The organism is Acidobacteriota bacterium, from assembly GCA_035471785.1.
Taxonomy (GTDB): Bacteria; Acidobacteriota; UBA6911; order RPQK01; family DATIPO01; genus JANQFM01.
In genome coordinates this window covers 20,584-37,724 of sequence record DATIPQ010000138.1, presented here as the reverse complement: position 1 = coordinate 37,724, position 17,141 = coordinate 20,584, and the positions used below count along the sequence as shown (strand labels likewise).

Here is a 17,141-nt window from a genome sequence, read left to right as displayed (position 1 = left end):
GCTCGCTGTCAACAGGCAGGATTTGAAGATACGATCAAGGTTGCTGAGCCTCTTGCAGGCTGACCACCAAGTCATAAGTGAAGGCGGGGCCACCCTGCAAAGCGAAGTCTTCAACCCGCAGAACGTACTCGCCGTCGTCCGGAAGAACCACCTGAAGGAAGGAGTCGAACCGGCGCAGCAGCCGGTTGAGGTCGTTGAAGGCCAGCAGTTCTCCGGAGGGCGTTTCCAAGGAGAGGAAGGAGTCGAGGCGGGAGACGCCGCGCTCGGTTTGGGTATAGACGGTCAGGATGTCGCCCTGGCTTGCCTGGAAGCTGAAAAGGTCGGTGTCCTGAACGGGCGTAACCACGCCCGAAACGCGGGCAGGCAACTGCAAGTCGCCGGCTGTCTCGAGGGTGTCGTTGGGCTCCTGCTCGGGAACGGCGTCCAGGCTGGAGGTGATGTCGAAGGAGGAGAACACGGGACCCTCGCTGACCGCGATGGTCGAGAGGATGCCTTGCTCCAGACGCAGGGCCGTGAGTCCGAAGTCGATGCCCGCAGAGACGCTCAAGACACCTCGGAAGTCGTTCAATCCCGGAAAGAGACGCTCATCGTCGACAAAGAGGGAGGTATGCCCGTCGAGGTCGAGTTGCAGCACCTGCTGATCGACGATCATTCCCTGCTCGTCGATGAGAGTCAGGACGAAGCCCTGGGGGGCGGGATCAGGAGTGGCGATGAGCCTGAAAGATCCGTTGGCCAAGGCCAGTCCGGTGTTGACCCCCGCCTGGGAGTCGACTTGGACGGGGAAGCTGAAGCTGTTGAGGGGAATCAGAGAGGACACCCCCAACTGAGTTTGCAGTTCGCCCTGTGCGTCCAGCACGCGCAGAACATAGCTGCCCCGCAATGAGATCTCGGCCGAATGGGTGATGCGGGCGTAGCCGGGAATGGCCACTTCACTGTCCAGAGAGACGGGTACCACGCGGCTGTGCCCGGCACCCAGGGAGAAGATGATCTGGCCGGCCGGCTGCTGCTGGCCCAAGTCGACCATCAGGGGCTGGCCGTCGTCGCCCCAGAAGTCGATGCGCACCTGGGCATCCTCGACGTATCCCTGATTGGTCACCACCAGTTCGCCCGAGAACCCCCCTCCCACGGCAATCTGAGGAAAGACCTGATAGATGCAGACCGCAAGGTCGACCTCGTCTCGAGCCGTGCAGTCGAATGGGTCCGGTTCTCCTTGGGCGAAAGCCGGAACGGCAAGCAGCCATGCCGATAAGATGATGACACCGATAAACTGAATGCTCTTCATTTCAACTCCAAATCAATCGAATTCCCGGCACTTTGGCGCGACAAGAATACATCCCCACTATACTGCCGCTCGTCACCGTTTCGCGCACCTTGCCCCCTGCCTTCCTCTTGCCACAATCGCTGAGCGACCTCATCATGCCCAACCCATCGACCAATCGCCGACGTTTCCTTAAACAAGCTTCCGCTGCGGCGGCACTCTTTGCGCTTCCGCGCCTGGCTTGGGCGGAGAGGATGCGGCATTCGGGACCGCCTCAAGCCGGCACCCAGCAGGACTGGGCCGCATGGCGCAGCCAGTACCGGTTGAAGTAAGGCATCATCCATTTCAACCACGGCTCCATCGGCACAATTCCATCACCTGTGCTGGAGGCCTGCAAGGACTACCGGAGCACTCGTTTGCGCTCGCCGGGGCTGACACAGTCGCTGGGCTGGCGAATCTGTCCCTGCCAGGGACTAGAAACGGAGGGTCCTGGCTCAGAATTTATGACCGGCAGCACTTAGCGGCTCCTTGCGTCCCTGGCGGATCAGGGACGCTCGACGTTGAGCTTGTCCATCAATTCGTAGAGAGTGGGCCGGCTGATCTCCAGATCCGCTGCCGCCCGGCTGACGTTGCCCTGGTTGCGTGCCAAGGCCCGGTCGACCATGTCTTTCTCAAGGGCCTCACGGGCGGCCTTCAAACTCAGACCCTCGTACTTGGCATGCCCCCCCTCCAGGCCCAGGTCGTCGGGAGTGATGTTCGCCTTGTCGGCCATGATCACAGCCCGCCGCACGCGGTTCTCGAGTTCCCTGACATTGCCAGGCCAGGCGTGGGTTTCCATGGCGGCCACGGCTTTGGCCGAGAAGCCTTTGATCTTTTTGGCGTTCTCGTCGGCGTAGCGGTCGAGAAAGGACTTGGCGAGAGGCAAGATTTCACCCTCCCGCTTTTGCAGGTTGGGCAGAGGAATCACGATGACGGCCAGCCGGTAGTAGAGGTCGTCGCGGAAGCTCCCTTCCCCCATCATGGCCTCGAGGTCGGCGTTGGTGGCGGAAATGACCCTGACGTCGACGGCGATCTCCTTGCGGCCGCCCACCCGCTGAATGACGCCTTCCTGCAAAAAGCGCAGCAGCTTGACTTGCAGGTGGGAGGGCAGTTCGCCTACTTCGTCGAGAAAGAGCGATCCGCCTCGGGCAGTTTCGATCTGTCCCTTTTTCTGGGCATGAGCGCCGGTGAAGGCTCCCTTCTCATGACCGAAGAGCTCGCTTTCCAGCAGATTCTCAGGGATGGCGCCGCAGTTGATGGGGACGAAGGCACCGTTGCTGCGTCCGCTCAGATTGTGGATGGCGCGGGCTGCCAATTCCTTGCCGGTGCCGCTTTCGCCCACGATGAGAACCGGAGCAGTGCTGGCGGCTACCTTGCGTATGGCTGTAAAGACCTGCTGCATCTGGGGCGAACTCCCCAACATGCCTTGAAAGCTGTCCTCGCGGAAGTGTTTGCGCAGCTTGCGATGTTCGACCTCGAGGCGGCGCAGATAAACGGCCCGCTTGAGAATGACCTTGAGCTCCTCGATTTCCACCGGTTTGGCCAGGAAATCGTAGGCCCCTTGTTGGATAGCTGCCAGGGCGTGCTTTTTCTCGTCCTGGCCGGTGATTACCACCACCTTGACCCCCTGGACGGCTTCAAGCAATTGACCCAGGGCATTCATCCCCTCGCTGACGTTATTGGCTTCGGGGGGCAAACCCAGGTCGAGCGTCACCGCCTCGGGCTGTTCCTTGCGGGCGATCTCCAAGGCCCTGGGGCGACTGTCGGCCAACAGTATCTGGTAGTCGTCGATCAGTCCCCATTTCAACTGGCTGCTGAGATCTTCGTCGTCGTCGACGATCAGCAATTTCGTCTGTTCGCTCATGTGCTTCGCTAATGTGGGACGGGCTGGCTACCGCTGGCCCTCTTTTCTGCTTTCCCGTCCGCCCAGCGTCACCACCCTGGCGCGTCCGCTCATCCGCCGCGTAACGCCCCGAGTGTCGACCACCAGCCCGCTGTGATCGAGCAGCAACTGGTAGTCGATGGCGGAATGATGGGTAACGATGACGGCGGCATCGTAAGACTCCAGAGCCGTTTGGCTGATTTCCCGGCTGCGCAGCGTGCACGGCTGCGGCCAACCGAAGGCAGCGGTTTCGATTTCAGGGATGTGGGGATCATGGTAGGCGATCTGCGCTCCCATCTCCTGCAAGCGGCGCAGGATCTCCAGCGCCGGACTCTCCCGCAGGTCGTCGACATCCGGCTTGTAGGCCGCACCCACCACCAGTATCTTGCTGCCCCGTACCGGTTTCGATTCCAGATTGAGGGCGTCGGCCACCTTACGGACCACGAAGGCCGTCATTTCGGAGTTGATCTCGCTGGCCAACTCGATCATGCGCGTCTTAAAGGAAAGGGCCCGCATCTTCCAGCTCAAATAGTGGGGGTCGACCGGAACGCAGTGGCCTCCCAGCCCGGGTCCGGGGGTGAACTTCATAAAGCCGAAGGGCTTGGTGGCCGCGGCCTCAATCACCTCCCACACGTCCACCTGAAGCCGGTCGCAGACCTGGGCCAGCTCGTTGGCCAAGGCGATGTTGATCATGCGGTAGGTGTTCTCATAGACCTTGGTCAACTCGGCCGCCTCGGGACTCGATACGGGGACCATCTCATCGAAAATCTCCTGGTAGAGGGAGAGCCCGGCCTGCAGACAGTCGTCTGAAAGGCCGCCCATCACCTTGGGGGTGTTGCCGGCATTCCAGATGCGGTTGCCGGGATCGACCCGTTCAGGACTGTAGCAGAGGAAGAAATCCTCACCGGCCTTCTTTCCCGACGTCTCCAGCACCTCCAGCAACACTTCGCGGGTCGTGCCCGGGAAGGTGGTGCTTTCCAGCACGATCAAATGGCCCGGCTTTAGGTGGCGGCTGATCTGGCGTCCCGCCTCGACCACATAGCTGAGGTCGGGATCCTTGATCTTGTTGAGGGGCGTGGGAACACAGATGGAAACCGCATCGCACTGGCCCAGGCGGGAAAAGTCGAGGGTGGCCTGGAGGCTACCCTCTTCCACCAAGGGGCGAAGGCGTTCCTGGGGCAGGTCCTGAACATGACTTCGCCCTGCCTTGATTCCGTCTACCACTTCCGGACTGACATCCAGTCCCAGACAGGGGAATCCTTTCTCAGCGGCCACCACGGCCAGCGGAAGGCCGACGTAGCCGAGCCCGACCACGCCCAGGCGGGCGCTGCGGTCTTCGACTTTCTTCAAGAACCGTTCGAGTAGGGGAGATTGACTCATTCTCTCTCCTCGGCCGCGGGGAGCTGCACCCGTATGGTGGTTCCCCTCCCTTCCCGGCTTTCCACTTCCATATGGCCCTTGTGGGCCTCGACGATCAACTTGCTTTGATAAAGACCGATGCCCATGCCGTCTTTCTTAGTGGTTTGAAAGGGCCTAAACAAGCGACTCTCGATGAATTCCCTCGACATCCCGCATCCTTGATCGCTGACGGCGAACTCGACAACCCCGTTGAGCAGCCGGCTGGTCAGGACCACCTGGCTCCCTCGAGCCGAAGCCTGAGCGGCATTGATGAGCAGATTGCTGGCGACCGAATGCATCTGCTCAACATCCAGAATCACTGGAGGCAAGGGGGAAAAATCGGTCTCAAGCTTAACTTGAAGGGATCCTTCCAACTCGCCGGCGATACCGGACAGCAGGGCGTTAAGATCGACCTTCTCGCGGGCCGCGCCCCATTTCTGCAGGGTGGAAAGGCGGCTGCAGAAGTTCTTTATCTTGTCGACACTGCGCTGCATGACGCGGATGGCGTCCTGGCGGAACTCGGGATTGTCGAAATACCTGGGGAGGTTGTCAGCCGTCAGGGAGAGGCGCGAGACCAGATTCTTCAGATCGTGGATGAAGAAGGCCGACATGTTCTGGAAGACTTCCATCTCCTTGGCCCGGCGCAGACGGTCGGAGAGCTCCATATTGAGCATTTGAGCGGCGGCCTGGTCGCAGATGACCTGAAGCAAATCGTGGTCCTCAATCGTCAGCGGACGATCACTCACCCGCCCCTCAACGGTCAGGATCCCCAAAAAATCACCCTGGGCCCGCAGCGGGAAGCAATAGCGGATCATGGCCTCTTTGAGGAAGTCGCCGTGAGTTTGGCGAAGCTCCTTGCACCATGGCGCGGAGCTCTCCATCAGATCCAAGCCCTCTTCTTCGGCCGCCACGCCCGTCAACAATTTCTCGAAGGGCTCCCGCTGAGAGGTGCAATCTTGTCCCGCCGACTGGGTCAAGGCGGTGGATGCGTCCATGCTGACGCGGGCGGCGCCCGAGGAAACCACCCAGATGGTCACGGCGTGGGCTTCCAGCGTCTCGGAGAGCATCTTGACCGCGGTGCGGCTGAGTTCTCGGCGGTCGACCAGTGCGGCGGTGCGCAGGGTGAAGTTCCGCCATACCTCACGGTAATCGTAGAGCGGACGCTTGAAATGGCGGCTGACGAAGCGGCGCAGGCTGAGGCGCAAGCGGTCGGAAAGGAGAGCCGCCAGGAGCGCCAGCAGGGTGACGAGGATGAGGATGGTGTCGAGATGAGGAACCTTGTCGAAGAAGCTGGCCAGGTGAACGGCCAGGGCCACCGCCATGAGGTAGATTCCCACCGCCAGTATGGCGATGGAGCGATGAAGCATGGCGTGGGAGACGTAGAGATCAAGTTCCAGGGCCCCGCTGCGCCGCATGCCTACCAGAATGAGGACGGCAGCCAGCATCATCACAAGGCTGTTGACCACCTCGATTTGGGTGTCGATCTGGGCGTAAAAGAGCGCGTTGGAGGCGGTAAAAATCCGGCAGGCGAAGATGCCCACCAATCCCAGCACCAGGAACTTGAGCCGCCAACGGGCGTGACCCGTGGTGGAGACCAGGGTCCGTTCCAAGGCGGCGATGACCAGAGTGGAAGTCACCAGCAAGATGAGGTGGTAGACCTCTCCGGCGAAGCCGATGGGAATGATCCAGTTGTGGGGGGGCTCAAAGATGGGGACGGCAGCGAAGAATCCCGGCTGAAAGAGCAAAGCCAGCGCCGCGGCAGCGGAGATGACCAGCGTGGCCAACCATCCGCGTCCCAGTCGGTGCCTTCCTTCCGGCTGTCCGAAGGTCAGCGTGAAAGCCAGCCAAAGGGGCGGCGACAGGGCCAGAGCCGCCAGACCCACCTGCATGAGCGGGGTAATCCCGGTCCCGTCCGACGAGCGCATGCTCAGGAAGAGGACGGTCCGCTCCACGGCGAAGGTCAACATCCCCAGCGCGAAGAGCTGGTGCAGGTGTGAGCCTCGCCGAAGCCACAGTGCGGCTGCGCCCAGCAGAGCCGATAAAATGGATGCCGCCAAAGCGGCGCTCAATTCAATGGTCATGGTTCTCGGCAACCATCCCCAGATCCTGCTCAACGGCCCCCACCAAGAGATGCCCGATCAGGATGTGCATTTCTTGAATCCTGGCGGTTGAGCGGGAGGGTACAACGATGACATGATCGGCCAAGTCTCTCAACTTGCCCCCATCGCCTCCGGTCAGAGCAGCCGTCACGGCCCCCAGCGCGCGCGCCGCCTTTAGGCCTCTCAGAACGTTCTCGCTGTTTCCGGAAGTGGAGATCCCGATCACCACGTCTCCTTCCCGGGCCAGGGCCTGGACCTGCCTGGCGAAGATCTCCTCGAAGCCGTAGTCATTCCCTGCCGCCGTCAAGGTCGAGGTATCGGTTGTCAAGGCGATGGCGGGCAGCGGACCTCTGTCGCCTTGCAGGCGGACGACGAACTCGGTGGCAATGTGCTGGGCATCCGCCGCGCTGCCCCCGTTGCCCATCACCAGCAACTTGCGGCCGCTCTTCATTGTATCGACGAGGACGCCAACCAGCAGTTCGCAGTGGGGAAAAAGCGACTCCCGGACCTGATCGAGCAGGGCTCGATGAGCATCCAAGACAGTGTTCCACAGGTCGATCTTCATACTTCGCTCCCCGCTCATCCGCGGAGTGTGGAGTGGCGCACCTCCTGGAGGAGGCTCCTCAGGTATGCGGCGTATCCGGTGCCTTTCAGGTTGATGATGCAGGACTCCAGTTGAGAGGCATCGATATATCCGAGACGGAAAGCGATCTCCTCCAGGCAGGCCACTTTGAGTCCTTGACGCTTCTCCAGGGCCTCGATAAAGGTGCCGGCCTCCAACAGCGATTCATGGGTCCCGGTATCCAGCCAGGCGTAGCCGCGCCCCAAAAGCTCCACTTCCAACTGGTTTCGCCGCAGGTAGTGCTTGATCACGTCGGTGATTTCGAGTTCGCCTCGCGAAGAGGGCTCCAGTCCGGCGGCTACATCGGCCACGTCACCGTCGAAGAAGTAGAGTCCGGGAACGGCATAGCTAGACTTGGGTCGGGAGGGCTTCTCCTCGATGCTGAGGACGCGTCGCCGGGCATCGAATTCCACGACTCCGTAGCGTTGCGGGTCCTGCACCCGGTAACCGAAGATTACGGCCCCTTTTTCCACGCCGGCCGCCCGCTGAAGGATCTCGGGCAATCCGTGACCGTAGAAGAGGTTGTCCCCCAGGATGAGGCAGGCCCGCTCTCCCTGCAGAAAGTCACGCCCGATGATGAAGGCCTGGGCCAGGCCTTCGGGACGGGGCTGCACCTGGTACGAAAGGCTCACCCCCCACTGGGTACCGTCGCCCAGCAGCTCGCGGAAGCTCTCCTGATCTTCGGGAGTGGTGATGATGAGGATTTCGCGGATTCCGGCCAACATCAAGACCGAGACCGGATAGTAGATCATCGGCTTGTCGAAGACGGGCAACAGCGACTTGGTGACGGCCCGGGTGACGGGATAAAGACGCGTCCCCCGGCCGCCCGCCAAGACTATTCCCTTGCGCGTGGCGGGTTGTTGTTCCATAAGGTTTGCGGTCCAGCTGGGCATTGGGCCCCGCTCCGCCTGAGAATACGCTCCGCGTGTGTCACTTACACTCCTCCTTGCGGACAGGAGGAAAGAGGCTTTGCGGCAAGCCCGGATGGTAAAGAATGTACCAATCCCAGCGACTCCGTGTCACATCTGAATAATGCCATAAGAAACGGCTGGGGCGTCCAAGTCTCTCCACACGGCCTTGCGGGAGCCCGCTAGCTGGGACGCACCAGGCGGCGATAGTGCGCGGGTGTCATACCGGTCCGTTTGCGGAAGGCGCGCTCGAAGGTACGCAGGTTGGAGAAACCCACCTCGTGGGCCACAAAGGTGATGGAGTGGTTGCCGCCCTGAATGAGTTCGATGGCCCGGCCGATTCGCACTTCGCTCAGCCAGCGGGTGAAGGGAACCCCCACTTTGCGGCTGAAGAAGTCGGAAAAATAGGTTTCTTCCATCCCGGCTACCTGGGCGGCCCGCTTGAGAGGAATGGGCTCGGTGTAGTGCTCCAGCACGAAGTCCTGGACTCTTCCCAGACGGCGGTAATAGTGAAAGGCTTCAGGCTCCACCGGCAACGACTTGAGGATCTCAGGCGTCTCCAGCATGTGGGCCTCGGGGGTGGCGACCTCAGAGGAGATGTTCTTGAGCAGGTGGGGACAGTCGAGGAAGTTGACGTGGACCTCGAAGGCCCGGCCGGAGCGGATTTCCATGGCTGAAACCGAACCGAAGCCTTCCAGCAGGTCGGTCCCGCCCCCGATCATCGGCCAATCCAGGCAAAGCTGGATGGCATCGCCCACACGGGGCCGATAGTCGGTCCGGCAAACCGCCTCTGCCGAACTCAAGCAGGTGGTGGAGACGGGTATTTCCAGGCCGGTGGAAACCAGGATGCCTTTTCCCCGCAGTCGCATTTGCAGCTTCCAGGCTTGCATCTATCTACTCTAACCCAGGCGGCGCTGCTGGAGGGATGGCAAGGTCGAGGGCCTTCAAGAAGGCGATGCCCGAGGGGGCGTCTGCTACAATTGCCCCTTCCCGCGGCCTCCTTGTTGAGCCGGCCCCGCAGCGTGGACGGAGGACGTTCTAATGGCATTGGATTTGATCCGCACCATCTACGAAGAGAAGATACCCTTCCATGAGATACTGGGGCTACGGATTACCGCTGCCGGCCAGGGCAGCGCTAGCCTGGAGTTCGACTTTCAGGAGAGACTGGTCGGCAACTACCGCACCCAGGCCCTGCACGGGGGGGTCATCGCTGCCGTGCTCGACGTGGTGGGCTCGGCGGCGGTGCTGACGAGCTTTACGCCCCAGCGTCCTCCCCGGGGACTGGGCACCATCGACCTGCGCACCGACTACCTGATGCCGGCCCGCGGCAGTTCCTTCAGGGCCAGCGCAGAGGTTCTGCGTCCCGGCCGCTCGGTAGCGGTCACGCGCATGGAACTGCGCAACCAGGACGATGAACTGCTGGCGGTGGCAACGGCGACCTACCGGGTCAGTCTCTCCGCTTCGGGAGGACACGACATCATGCAAGGATGGCTGCAAGACTGAGCGGGAGGAGGGGCATGCATCAATCGGAAATCCGCGGACTGTGGACGCGGGAGCGCCAATCGGCCCTTGGGCGTGGAGACCTGGTTCTGATACACGGGCTGGGCGAGTCGAGCCTGGGCTTTGAACGTCTCATCGCCAGTCCCCGCCTCGAGTCGTGGAGCTTGTGGGCGCCCGACTTGCCCGGCTACGGAAAGACTCCGCCCGATTCCTCCTGCCGCACCCTTCCCCAGCAGGCCCGCCACCTCAGCCATTGGATCGCCGAGTTGCGCTTGCGCCGGGTGGTGTTGGCAGGCCACTCCATGGGAGGGGTCATCGCCACCCTGATCTGCGAGGAGCGTCCCGAGTGGTTGCAGGCCTTTGTCAACATCGAAGGCAATATCAGCCCGGGAGACTGCCACTACAGCGCCAAAGCAGCCGAGTTCGAGGAGGAAGCCTTCTGTCGGCAAGGCTACGCCCAGGTGGGCAGCCTGATCATGGAAAAAGGGAAATCCGACCCGGCCCACGGCAGTTATTGGGAAAGCTACCAACTGTGCGACCCGGCCCTCTTTCACCTCAACAGCCGGGAACTGGTGGAGCTCTCGGAAAAGGGCCGCCTGGCCCGCCGCATGCGCGACATCGGACGCACTCTCCCCGTCATTTATCTGGCCGGCTACCCGCAGGGAGCCGCCCGCGAAACGCTGGACGAACTGTTCCGCCTGGAAGTGCCCGTGCGCATGCTCTATCCCAGCGGACACTGGCCTTTCATCGACCGTCCCGAGGAGTTCGACACTGAACTGCTGCGCTTTCTCGACCACCTGGAAATCCTGGGCGCCGGCTGACTCTGCCGGATTGCTTCAGAAAGTGAAGATGGCGCCCATCAGGTCGATTCCGTACCAGAGATTGGCCAGCCGCAGGTTTTCGTCGGGAGCGTGCTGGTTGTCGTCGTGGTTGGCCATGGGGGTGATGACCAGCGGCGCCTGCAGGAGATCGGTAAAGAGATAAAGAGGCAGAGAGCCTCCCAGGCTGGGGACCAGAATCAGCTCTCCCCCTCCGGCCATTCGGGCCGCCGAGGCGATTTCCAGAGCAATGGGCAAGTCCATGCGGGTGCGGGCAGCCGGGTATCCGTCCCCCCTCACCACCTTGACGATGCGCGGATGAGCCAGCCGCGTGGCCTTGTCCGGCGTCTCGCGCACGATGTGATATCCCTGGCGCCGGATGTGAGCCTCCACACGATCAAGCATGTCTTGAGGATCGTTGCCCTTGACCAGGCGGATGTCGAGAGAGGCGATGGCATGGGTGGGAATCACGTTGCGGGCCTGGCGTCCCACGCTGGCTGCCGCCAGTCCGCGGACGTTGAGCGAGGGCAGCAGCAGGCGTTCCATTAAGGGCTGATTCCCGTTTTCGCTGCGGGCCAGCCCCAGTTCGCGACGAAGCTGCTCGTCCACTTGCGGAACCTGTTGCAGCTCCTCCCGCTCGCGGGCGGTGAGAGGCGCTACCGTGTCGTAGAAGCCCTCCACGACGGCGTTGCCTTCCGGGTCCTTCATGGAGGCCAGCAGTTCAGCCAGCATCTGGGCGGGATTGGGAGCCCAATTGCCGTAATGTCCGCTGTGCAGGTAGCGGGTGGGGCCGTAGACCGTCAGTTCCATCTCTACGATGCCCCGTACTCCGAAGACCAACTGGGGCGTGCGCGATTGGTGGACCGGCCCGTCACAAAAGAGCCAGATGTCGCCCTCCAGGAGATCGCCGTAGGCTTTCAAATACTGCTCGAGGTGGGGCGACCCGGCCTCCTCCTCGCCCTCGAAGAAGAACTTGAGGTTGGAGGTGGGCTGTATCCCTGCCTGGCGCAGAGCGTCCAAGGCCGTGAGGATGGCTGGGATGGGCGCCTTGTCGTCTCCGGCCGAGCGGGCGTAGATGCGCCCTTCAGGATCTGTACGATCTCCCGGCTGTGGCCAGTCGATGGGCTGTCCTCCGTCCTCCATCGAGGCCGAGTAGAGGACCGGTTCCCAGGGCTTGTGGGTCCACTGCGGAGGCAGCGCCGGCTGGCCATCGTAATGGACGTAGATGTTGAGCGTCCGCTGCGCGCCGGGGACTTTCAATTCGCCGAACACAATCGGCGGCGCCTCTTCCTCTTGTAAGGTCAGCAAACGGGCTTCCACTCCGCGCCGTGCCAAGGCATCGCGGATCCACTCCGCGTTGCGGCGGATGTTGGGGGCGTCGAAGGCCACGTTGGGAATCGAGAGCAGTTCCCGGAAATCTTGCAGGATCTCGACCTCGTGGGCCTGACGATAGAGGCGCACTTGCTCTAGGGCCTGTTGGGCGGTAGGAGAGGATGCCTCCTGCCCCATGAGGGTTGAGATGAATAAGGCCAGTAGCGCCGCGATGCCTCCGATTGTCTTCTCGTGCATGCTCCGATTCTAACCGCTCCAGCCTGGCACTGCATGCCTTCGGGAGGGTCGGCTTTTTGGCAAAAACGACCTCGAGGAGCGATACTAGGCCGTCTGCCGGGGAGCGGGGCTTCCGTTCTGCGCAGAGAGGGAGCGAGGAGAGCGGATTTGTCCAACGATGCGGCCACAGAGCATACGCCTTCGTCCAGCGGCGCGGGCGTTCTCTACGGAGGTGGAGCCTTCCTGATATGGGGACTCCTTCCGGCCTTCTGGAAACTGCTGCAGGCTGTGCCGGCGCTGGAGATCCTTTGCCATCGCGTTCTCTGGTCGGCCCTCTTCGGGGCCCTTCTGATCAGCTACAAGCGCCGTTGGAAGGAAATCCCCCAGATCCTGCACTCCGGCCGGACCATGGCGGCGCTGAGTGCCTCCACCCTCATCATCGGATCGAACTGGCTCATTTTCATCTGGGCCGTCAACAACGGATACCTGCTGGAAACCAGCCTGGGCTACTTCATCAATCCGCTCCTGAACGTGCTTCTGGGCATCCTCTTTTTGCAGGAGCGTCTCAGCCGGCTGCAGGGCCTGAGCGTACTGCTGGCGGGTCTGGCCGTGCTTTACCTGACTTTGGACTACGGAGAGTTCCCCTGGGTGTCGATGGCGCTGGCTCTGACCTTCGCCTTCTACGGGCTGGTGCGCAAGAAAGCTCCTGTGGGTGCCTTGATGGGACTGGGTTTGGAAACCTTCTTGCTGACCCTTCCCGCCGCCGCCTATCTGGGATGGCTGGAGTGGACGGGCGCGGGCGCCTTCGGCGGGGGAGGCGGATTGGCCTGGTTGCTGGCGGCCGCCGGACCGGCCACCTTCATTCCCCTGCTCTTCTTCAACGAAGGGGCCAAGCGCCTGCCCCTCTCCACCCTCGGCCTATTGCAGTACCTGGGTCCCACTCTGCACTTCCTGCTGGCGGTCTTCGCCTATGATGAAGAGTTCACCAGGAGCCATCTCATCACCTTTACGCTGATCTGGACGGCCCTGGCGCTCTTTTCCATCGAGATGCTGCGTCGCGAACGCTCGCGCCGCCGCGCCCTGCGCGCAATCCCGCCGGGGAAGCTCTAGCGGGCAGCCTCATACCGCCTAGAGCAATTGGGCCTTCACCACGGTCGCTGAAACCTGACCCGCGTGTGAACTTGTTGGCCACCTCATGGCCCTAGCGGGCCTGGATCTTCATCTCGACGTCCTCTTGCAGTTTGAAGGCGAACTTCTGTTCCACCGGGAAATCGACGGTCTTGCCCTTGGTGAGCAGAACCGCTCCGGTGCCCGCTCCGGCTCCGATGGCGGTGCCGATGGCGGCGCCTTTGCCTCCTCCGGCGATGGCGCCGATGACGGCTCCGGCGGCGGCACCGATTCCGATCTTCTTGGCGTCGCCCTTCTTATCGCCCTCGGCTTGAAAGGCCAGGGTATTGGTGTCGATCGAGTAGCGCTCCTCCTCGACGTAGATACGGTCGAGGGTAAAGGACAACTCGGCCCGTCCCTTGACCTTGCCCGAGGGCTTGGCGTTGGTGACGCGTCCCGTGATGCGGCTGCCGCGGGGGGCCAGCAACTGGCCGTCGACTTCCAGGTCCTCGGCCAGAGACGCCTCGAAGATGTCGCCTGCCTGACTCTGCTCGCTGCTCAGCGACTGTTCCAGCCGGATCTCGAAGTTGAGCCCGGCGGGAAGAGTGGCCGTGGTTGGCGCGGGCGGTTCGGCGGCAGGCGGTTCGGCGCCGGGCGGCTCGGCGGGGGCCGCCTGTTGAGCCGGGGGACTCTCGCGGCCGGCCTGGCGGTCGGCGGAGGAACGGGTCGGCTGGTCCGGCGTCGCGGCCTGGCTGCCCGAAGCGTCACCGGCCGGAGGAGCGGCTTCTTCCGCCTCATCCCCCTCGGCCTGAATGTCTTCCTCCTCTGCGCCCGCGAAATCGCGCTGGGCTTCGATCATCTGGCCCACGGTCATGCCGGCGGGCAGCTTTTGCCCGGCGGGCACGTCGGCCCGCGCCAGGTAGTCCTGAAGCAACTGATATTCCTCGCTGCTCAAGGCGTTGCTGGCGATGATGTCGTTGTAGAGTTGCTCCTGGTTGCTTTCCGTCACTTCCACGTCGAGCAGAGGACTGTCCGCGCCGCCGCGGTTGCAGGCTGCTCCTAAAACTGTGATCAAGGCCAGCGCCATGATCCAGGTCTTCATCGTTTTCATCGTTAAACTTCCTCCCTGTCGGACTCTCTTTTGGGGGCTTCCCGCCTCTGGCGTGCTCGCTGCGGCGCCTCGCCTACTTGACGAGGCTGGGTCTGCCACGACTCTATTATCGCAAAGCGCCGCTCCCCACGACAAACGCCCAAGTTCTTGCTTCGATGCGGTGGATGGGTTATTCAAGGTGTAAGACGAGGAATCACAGCAAAGGAGCTTCAGGTGAGAGAGCAAAGCATCGAAATCGCTCAACGTTCGACACTCAAACCCATCCACGAAATCACCTCCGCGCTGGGATTGGAAGAGGACGAGGTGGAGCCTTGGGGTCGCCATAGCGCCAAAATCAGCCTGCAGGTGCTGAAGCGCCTCGAGGACCGTCCCCAGGGTCGACTGATTCTGGTGACGGCCATGACTCCGACCCGCTTCGGCGAGGGCAAGACGCTGACCACGGTAGGACTGGGCCAAGCCTTGCCGAGGATCGGCAAGAAAGGGGCCATCACCTTGCGCGAGCCTTCGGTGGGACCAGTCTTCGGCGTCAAGGGCGGAGGATGCGGCGGCGGCCACGCCCAAGTGGCTCCTCAGGAAAAAATCAACCTTCACTTCAACGGCGATCTGCATGCCATCACCACCGCCCACAACCTGATGGCCGCGCTTCTCGACAATCACATCTACAGAGGCAATGAGCTGGGCATCGACGTCCGTCAGGTGCTGTGGCCGCGGGCCATGGATATGAACGAGAGAGCCTTGCGCCAAATCGTCATCGGTCTGGGCGGACTCATCAACGGCATCCCCCGCGAATCGGGCTTCATCATGACCTCGGCCTCGGAGATCATGGCCATCTTGGGCTTGACCTCGTCACGGGCCGATTTCAAGCGCCGGCTGGGCGAAATCGTGGTGGCGCTGGACGGCGACCAGCGCCTGATCAAAGCCGCTCAACTCAACGCCCAGGGATCGATGGCCGCCGTCCTCAACGACGCCGTTGAGCCCAATCTGGTGCAGACGCTGGAGCACACCCCGGCTTTCATCCACGCCGGACCCTTCGCCAACATCGCTCACGGCACCTGCAGCGTGCTCTCCAACCGCATGGCGCTGAGATTGGCCGACTATGTCGTCACCGAGGCCGGATTCGCCGCCGACCTGGGCGCCGAGAAATTCTTCAATCTGGTCTGCCGCAGCTCAGGACTGTGGCCCTCGGCTGTGGTTATCGTGGCCACTTGCCAGGCTCTCAAGCATCATGGAGGGATTGAGGCCTCGCACATTCAGCAGGAGAACACCGAAGCCCTGCGCAAGGGGTTCGTCAACCTTCAAGCCCATATCAGGAACATCCGCAAGTTCGGCGTGCCGGCCGTGGTGGGCATCAACCGCTTTCCCTTCGACAGCGATGCCGAAATCGCCACGGTGGAAGAGCTGTGCCAGGAGATCGGAGCCTCCTGCCAGCCGCACGAGGCCTTCATGAAAGGCGGAGAGGGAGCCGAGGCTCTGGCCCGCAAAGCGGTCGAAGCGGCCGATGCGGCGGGAGCCCCTCAGCCGCGCTTCACTTACGAACTCTCCGACGATCCCAAGGAGAAGATCCGCAAGGTGGCCACCGAGATCTACGGGGCCGACGGCGTTGTCTTCGATCCCGCCGCCGAGAAGTCGCTCAAGGCCTTCTGGGAGGCCGGCTACGGCGAACTGCCGGTGTGCATGGCCAAGACCCAGTCCTCGATATCGGACAACCCTGCGGCTCTGGGAGCGCCCAGGGGCTGGAAGCTCAGGGTCAACGAAGTGCGCCTGTCGGCGGGCGCCGGATTCCTGGTGGTCGTGTGCGGAAACATGATGCTGCTGCCCGGCCTTCCCAAGGCGCCCTCGGCCATGCGCATCGACGTCGACGGAGCGGGGAAAATCTCGGGACTCTTCTGAAGTGCCAAGTGGACTGAAGGGAGCCGCTTAGCCGGCTTGCAGCTTGGCTCGGCGGGCCTGGCGGCGTTTGGGCCATTCGGCGATGAAAATTCCGGAGAAAATGAGCACTACGCCCACCGCCACTCCCCATGAGGGCGTGATTCCGAAAACGATCCAATCCAGCAGCAGGGCCAGCACGGGAGTGACGTAGATGATCAGCGACATGGTGGTGGCGTGGAAGCTCTGCAGGAGCCAGTAGTAAAGCGAAAAGGCCAGGGCTGAAGCGGCCGCCGCCAGGTAGAGCACCGCCCACCAGGACACCGCCGGAACCGGCCAGTCGACGGTTTCGCCGGACAGCCATCCCAAGAGCAACAAGCCGGTGGCGCCGGGCAGCATCTGGTAGAAGGTGAGCAGGGCCGGGTCCAGACGGCTGAGACGCAGCTTGGTCAAGCCGATGCCCAGGGCGCCCCCGGAAGCCCCGGCCAAGACGGCCAGACCCGCCCAGGGAGCCATTCCCTGCAGGCGGGCGCGCACCAGGTCGGGAGCGAAAATGGCGGCCACCCCCGCAAGGCCCAGAAGCATCCCCACAAGAACCCCTCCCCGGAAGGACTCGATGCGGTAGACGAAGATGGCGGCGGCGGCCGTGAAGAGCGGGAAGGTGGCGAAAAGCACCGCCGTCACGCCCGGATTGAGGTGCTGCTGGGCCCAGTAGATGAGCCCGTAGTCCCACACGTAGGTGAGCAGTCCGGTAACGAGCAGCGGCCACCAGTAACGACGCTCCAGCCGCAGATGGCCTCGACGACGCCAGACGAAGATGGCCAAGAACGACACGGCCAGCGAAAAGCGGAGTCCGGCACCCAAGAACGGCGGGAACCCCTGCAAGGAGAACTTGATCCCGATCCAGGAACTGCTCCAGATGAAGCAAAGCAACACGAAGACGAAGATCTGCACCGCCTGATTATGACCCAAAGCGCAAAACCGG

The 17,141-nt window shown here is 62.4% G+C and carries 14 protein-coding genes; 4 read left to right on the top strand and 10 right to left on the bottom strand.

Annotation, left to right across the window (positions count from 1 at the left end; all coding sequences use genetic code 11):
* Positions 1-34: 34 nt before the first annotated feature.
* The 7 genes from VLU25_19420 to VLU25_19390 all read right to left on the bottom strand — a co-directional run bounded on the left by VLU25_19420 (position 35) and on the right by VLU25_19390 (position 9,096).
* Complete coding sequence (locus VLU25_19420) at positions 35-1,282, bottom strand: hypothetical protein (protein HSR70108.1); 1,248 nt, start codon at positions 1,280-1,282, stop codon at positions 35-37.
* A gap of 520 nt (positions 1,283-1,802) precedes the next feature.
* A complete protein-coding gene (prsR, locus tag VLU25_19415; GenBank protein HSR70107.1) occupies positions 1,803-3,161 on the bottom strand; it encodes a PEP-CTERM-box response regulator transcription factor in 1,359 nt (452 codons plus the stop codon).
* A gap of 27 nt (positions 3,162-3,188) precedes the next feature.
* Positions 3,189-4,559 (bottom strand): nucleotide sugar dehydrogenase, encoded by a 1,371-nt coding sequence (locus VLU25_19410; GenBank protein ID HSR70106.1) that lies wholly within the window; start codon positions 4,557-4,559, stop codon positions 3,189-3,191.
* Positions 4,556-6,658, bottom strand: a complete 2,103-nt coding sequence (gene prsK / locus VLU25_19405; GenBank protein HSR70105.1) for an XrtA/PEP-CTERM system histidine kinase PrsK — start codon at positions 6,656-6,658, stop codon at positions 4,556-4,558. The genes VLU25_19410 and prsK overlap by 4 nt, the downstream gene beginning before the upstream one ends.
* Positions 6,648-7,241, bottom strand: a complete 594-nt coding sequence (locus tag VLU25_19400) for a D-sedoheptulose 7-phosphate isomerase (GenBank protein HSR70104.1) — start codon at positions 7,239-7,241, stop codon at positions 6,648-6,650. The genes prsK and VLU25_19400 overlap by 11 nt, the downstream gene beginning before the upstream one ends.
* Before the next feature lie 14 nt (positions 7,242-7,255).
* Positions 7,256-8,167, bottom strand: a complete 912-nt coding sequence (gene rfbA, locus VLU25_19395) for a glucose-1-phosphate thymidylyltransferase RfbA (protein HSR70103.1) — start codon at positions 8,165-8,167, stop codon at positions 7,256-7,258.
* Positions 8,168-8,388: 221 nt separating this feature from the next.
* On the bottom strand, positions 8,389-9,096 hold the full coding sequence (locus VLU25_19390; protein ID HSR70102.1) for an AraC family transcriptional regulator: 708 nt from the start codon (positions 9,094-9,096) through the stop codon (positions 8,389-8,391).
* Between the two features lie 151 nt (positions 9,097-9,247).
* Here VLU25_19390 and VLU25_19385 point away from each other — a divergent pair, with 151 nt between their 5' ends.
* Together VLU25_19385 and VLU25_19380 are read left to right on the top strand one after the other, a co-directional pair.
* Positions 9,248-9,709 carry a thioesterase family protein gene (locus VLU25_19385; protein HSR70101.1) on the top strand — a complete coding sequence of 154 codons (462 nt, stop codon included), beginning with the start codon at positions 9,248-9,250 and terminating at the stop codon, positions 9,707-9,709.
* Positions 9,710-9,723: 14 nt separating this feature from the next.
* Positions 9,724-10,527 (top strand): alpha/beta hydrolase, encoded by an 804-nt coding sequence (locus tag VLU25_19380; GenBank protein ID HSR70100.1) that lies wholly within the window; start codon positions 9,724-9,726, stop codon positions 10,525-10,527.
* Positions 10,528-10,542: 15 nt separating this feature from the next.
* Here the strand turns inward: VLU25_19380 and VLU25_19375 are convergent, their stop codons facing one another.
* Positions 10,543-12,093, bottom strand: coding sequence for a M20/M25/M40 family metallo-hydrolase (locus tag VLU25_19375; protein HSR70099.1), 1,551 nt, complete (start codon positions 12,091-12,093; stop codon positions 10,543-10,545).
* 147 nt (positions 12,094-12,240) lie between these two features.
* Between VLU25_19375 and rarD the strand changes: the two genes are divergently transcribed.
* Positions 12,241-13,182 (top strand): EamA family transporter RarD, encoded by a 942-nt coding sequence (gene rarD / locus VLU25_19370; protein HSR70098.1) that lies wholly within the window; start codon positions 12,241-12,243, stop codon positions 13,180-13,182.
* Positions 13,183-13,273: 91 nt separating this feature from the next.
* On the opposite strand, the gene VLU25_19365 is transcribed toward rarD, so the two are convergent.
* The gene (locus VLU25_19365; GenBank protein ID HSR70097.1) at positions 13,274-14,290 is read right to left on the bottom strand and encodes a hypothetical protein; all 1,017 of its coding nucleotides are present in this window, start codon (positions 14,288-14,290) and stop codon (positions 13,274-13,276) included.
* A gap of 213 nt (positions 14,291-14,503) precedes the next feature.
* Between VLU25_19365 and VLU25_19360 the strand changes: the two genes are divergently transcribed.
* The gene (locus VLU25_19360; protein HSR70096.1) at positions 14,504-16,180 is read left to right on the top strand and encodes a formate--tetrahydrofolate ligase; all 1,677 of its coding nucleotides are present in this window, start codon (positions 14,504-14,506) and stop codon (positions 16,178-16,180) included.
* Between the two features lie 27 nt (positions 16,181-16,207).
* On the opposite strand, the gene VLU25_19355 is transcribed toward VLU25_19360, so the two are convergent.
* Positions 16,208-17,110 carry a DMT family transporter gene (locus VLU25_19355; GenBank protein HSR70095.1) on the bottom strand — a complete coding sequence of 301 codons (903 nt, stop codon included), beginning with the start codon at positions 17,108-17,110 and terminating at the stop codon, positions 16,208-16,210.
* Between the last annotated feature and the right edge of the window lie 31 nt (positions 17,111-17,141).

Excerpts from the sequence above, each read along its gene's own strand:
- VLU25_19420 (HSR70108.1), bottom strand. The coding sequence starts at position 1,282 with ATGAAGAGCATTCAGTTTATCGGTGTCATCATCTTATCGGCATGGCTG.
- prsR (HSR70107.1), bottom strand. The coding sequence starts at position 3,161 with ATGAGCGAACAGACGAAATTGCTGATCGTCGACGACGACGAAGATCTC.
- VLU25_19410 (HSR70106.1), bottom strand. The coding sequence starts at position 4,559 with ATGAGTCAATCTCCCCTACTCGAACGGTTCTTGAAGAAAGTCGAAGAC.
- prsK (HSR70105.1), bottom strand. The coding sequence starts at position 6,658 with ATGACCATTGAATTGAGCGCCGCTTTGGCGGCATCCATTTTATCGGCT.
- VLU25_19400 (HSR70104.1), bottom strand. The coding sequence starts at position 7,241 with ATGAAGATCGACCTGTGGAACACTGTCTTGGATGCTCATCGAGCCCTG.
- rfbA (HSR70103.1), bottom strand. The coding sequence starts at position 8,167 with ATGGAACAACAACCCGCCACGCGCAAGGGAATAGTCTTGGCGGGCGGC.
- VLU25_19390 (HSR70102.1), bottom strand. The coding sequence starts at position 9,096 with ATGCAAGCCTGGAAGCTGCAAATGCGACTGCGGGGAAAAGGCATCCTG.
- VLU25_19385 (HSR70101.1), top strand. The coding sequence starts at position 9,248 with ATGGCATTGGATTTGATCCGCACCATCTACGAAGAGAAGATACCCTTC.
- VLU25_19380 (HSR70100.1), top strand. The coding sequence starts at position 9,724 with ATGCATCAATCGGAAATCCGCGGACTGTGGACGCGGGAGCGCCAATCG.
- VLU25_19375 (HSR70099.1), bottom strand. The coding sequence starts at position 12,093 with ATGCACGAGAAGACAATCGGAGGCATCGCGGCGCTACTGGCCTTATTC.
- VLU25_19365 (HSR70097.1), bottom strand. The coding sequence starts at position 14,290 with ATGAAAACGATGAAGACCTGGATCATGGCGCTGGCCTTGATCACAGTT.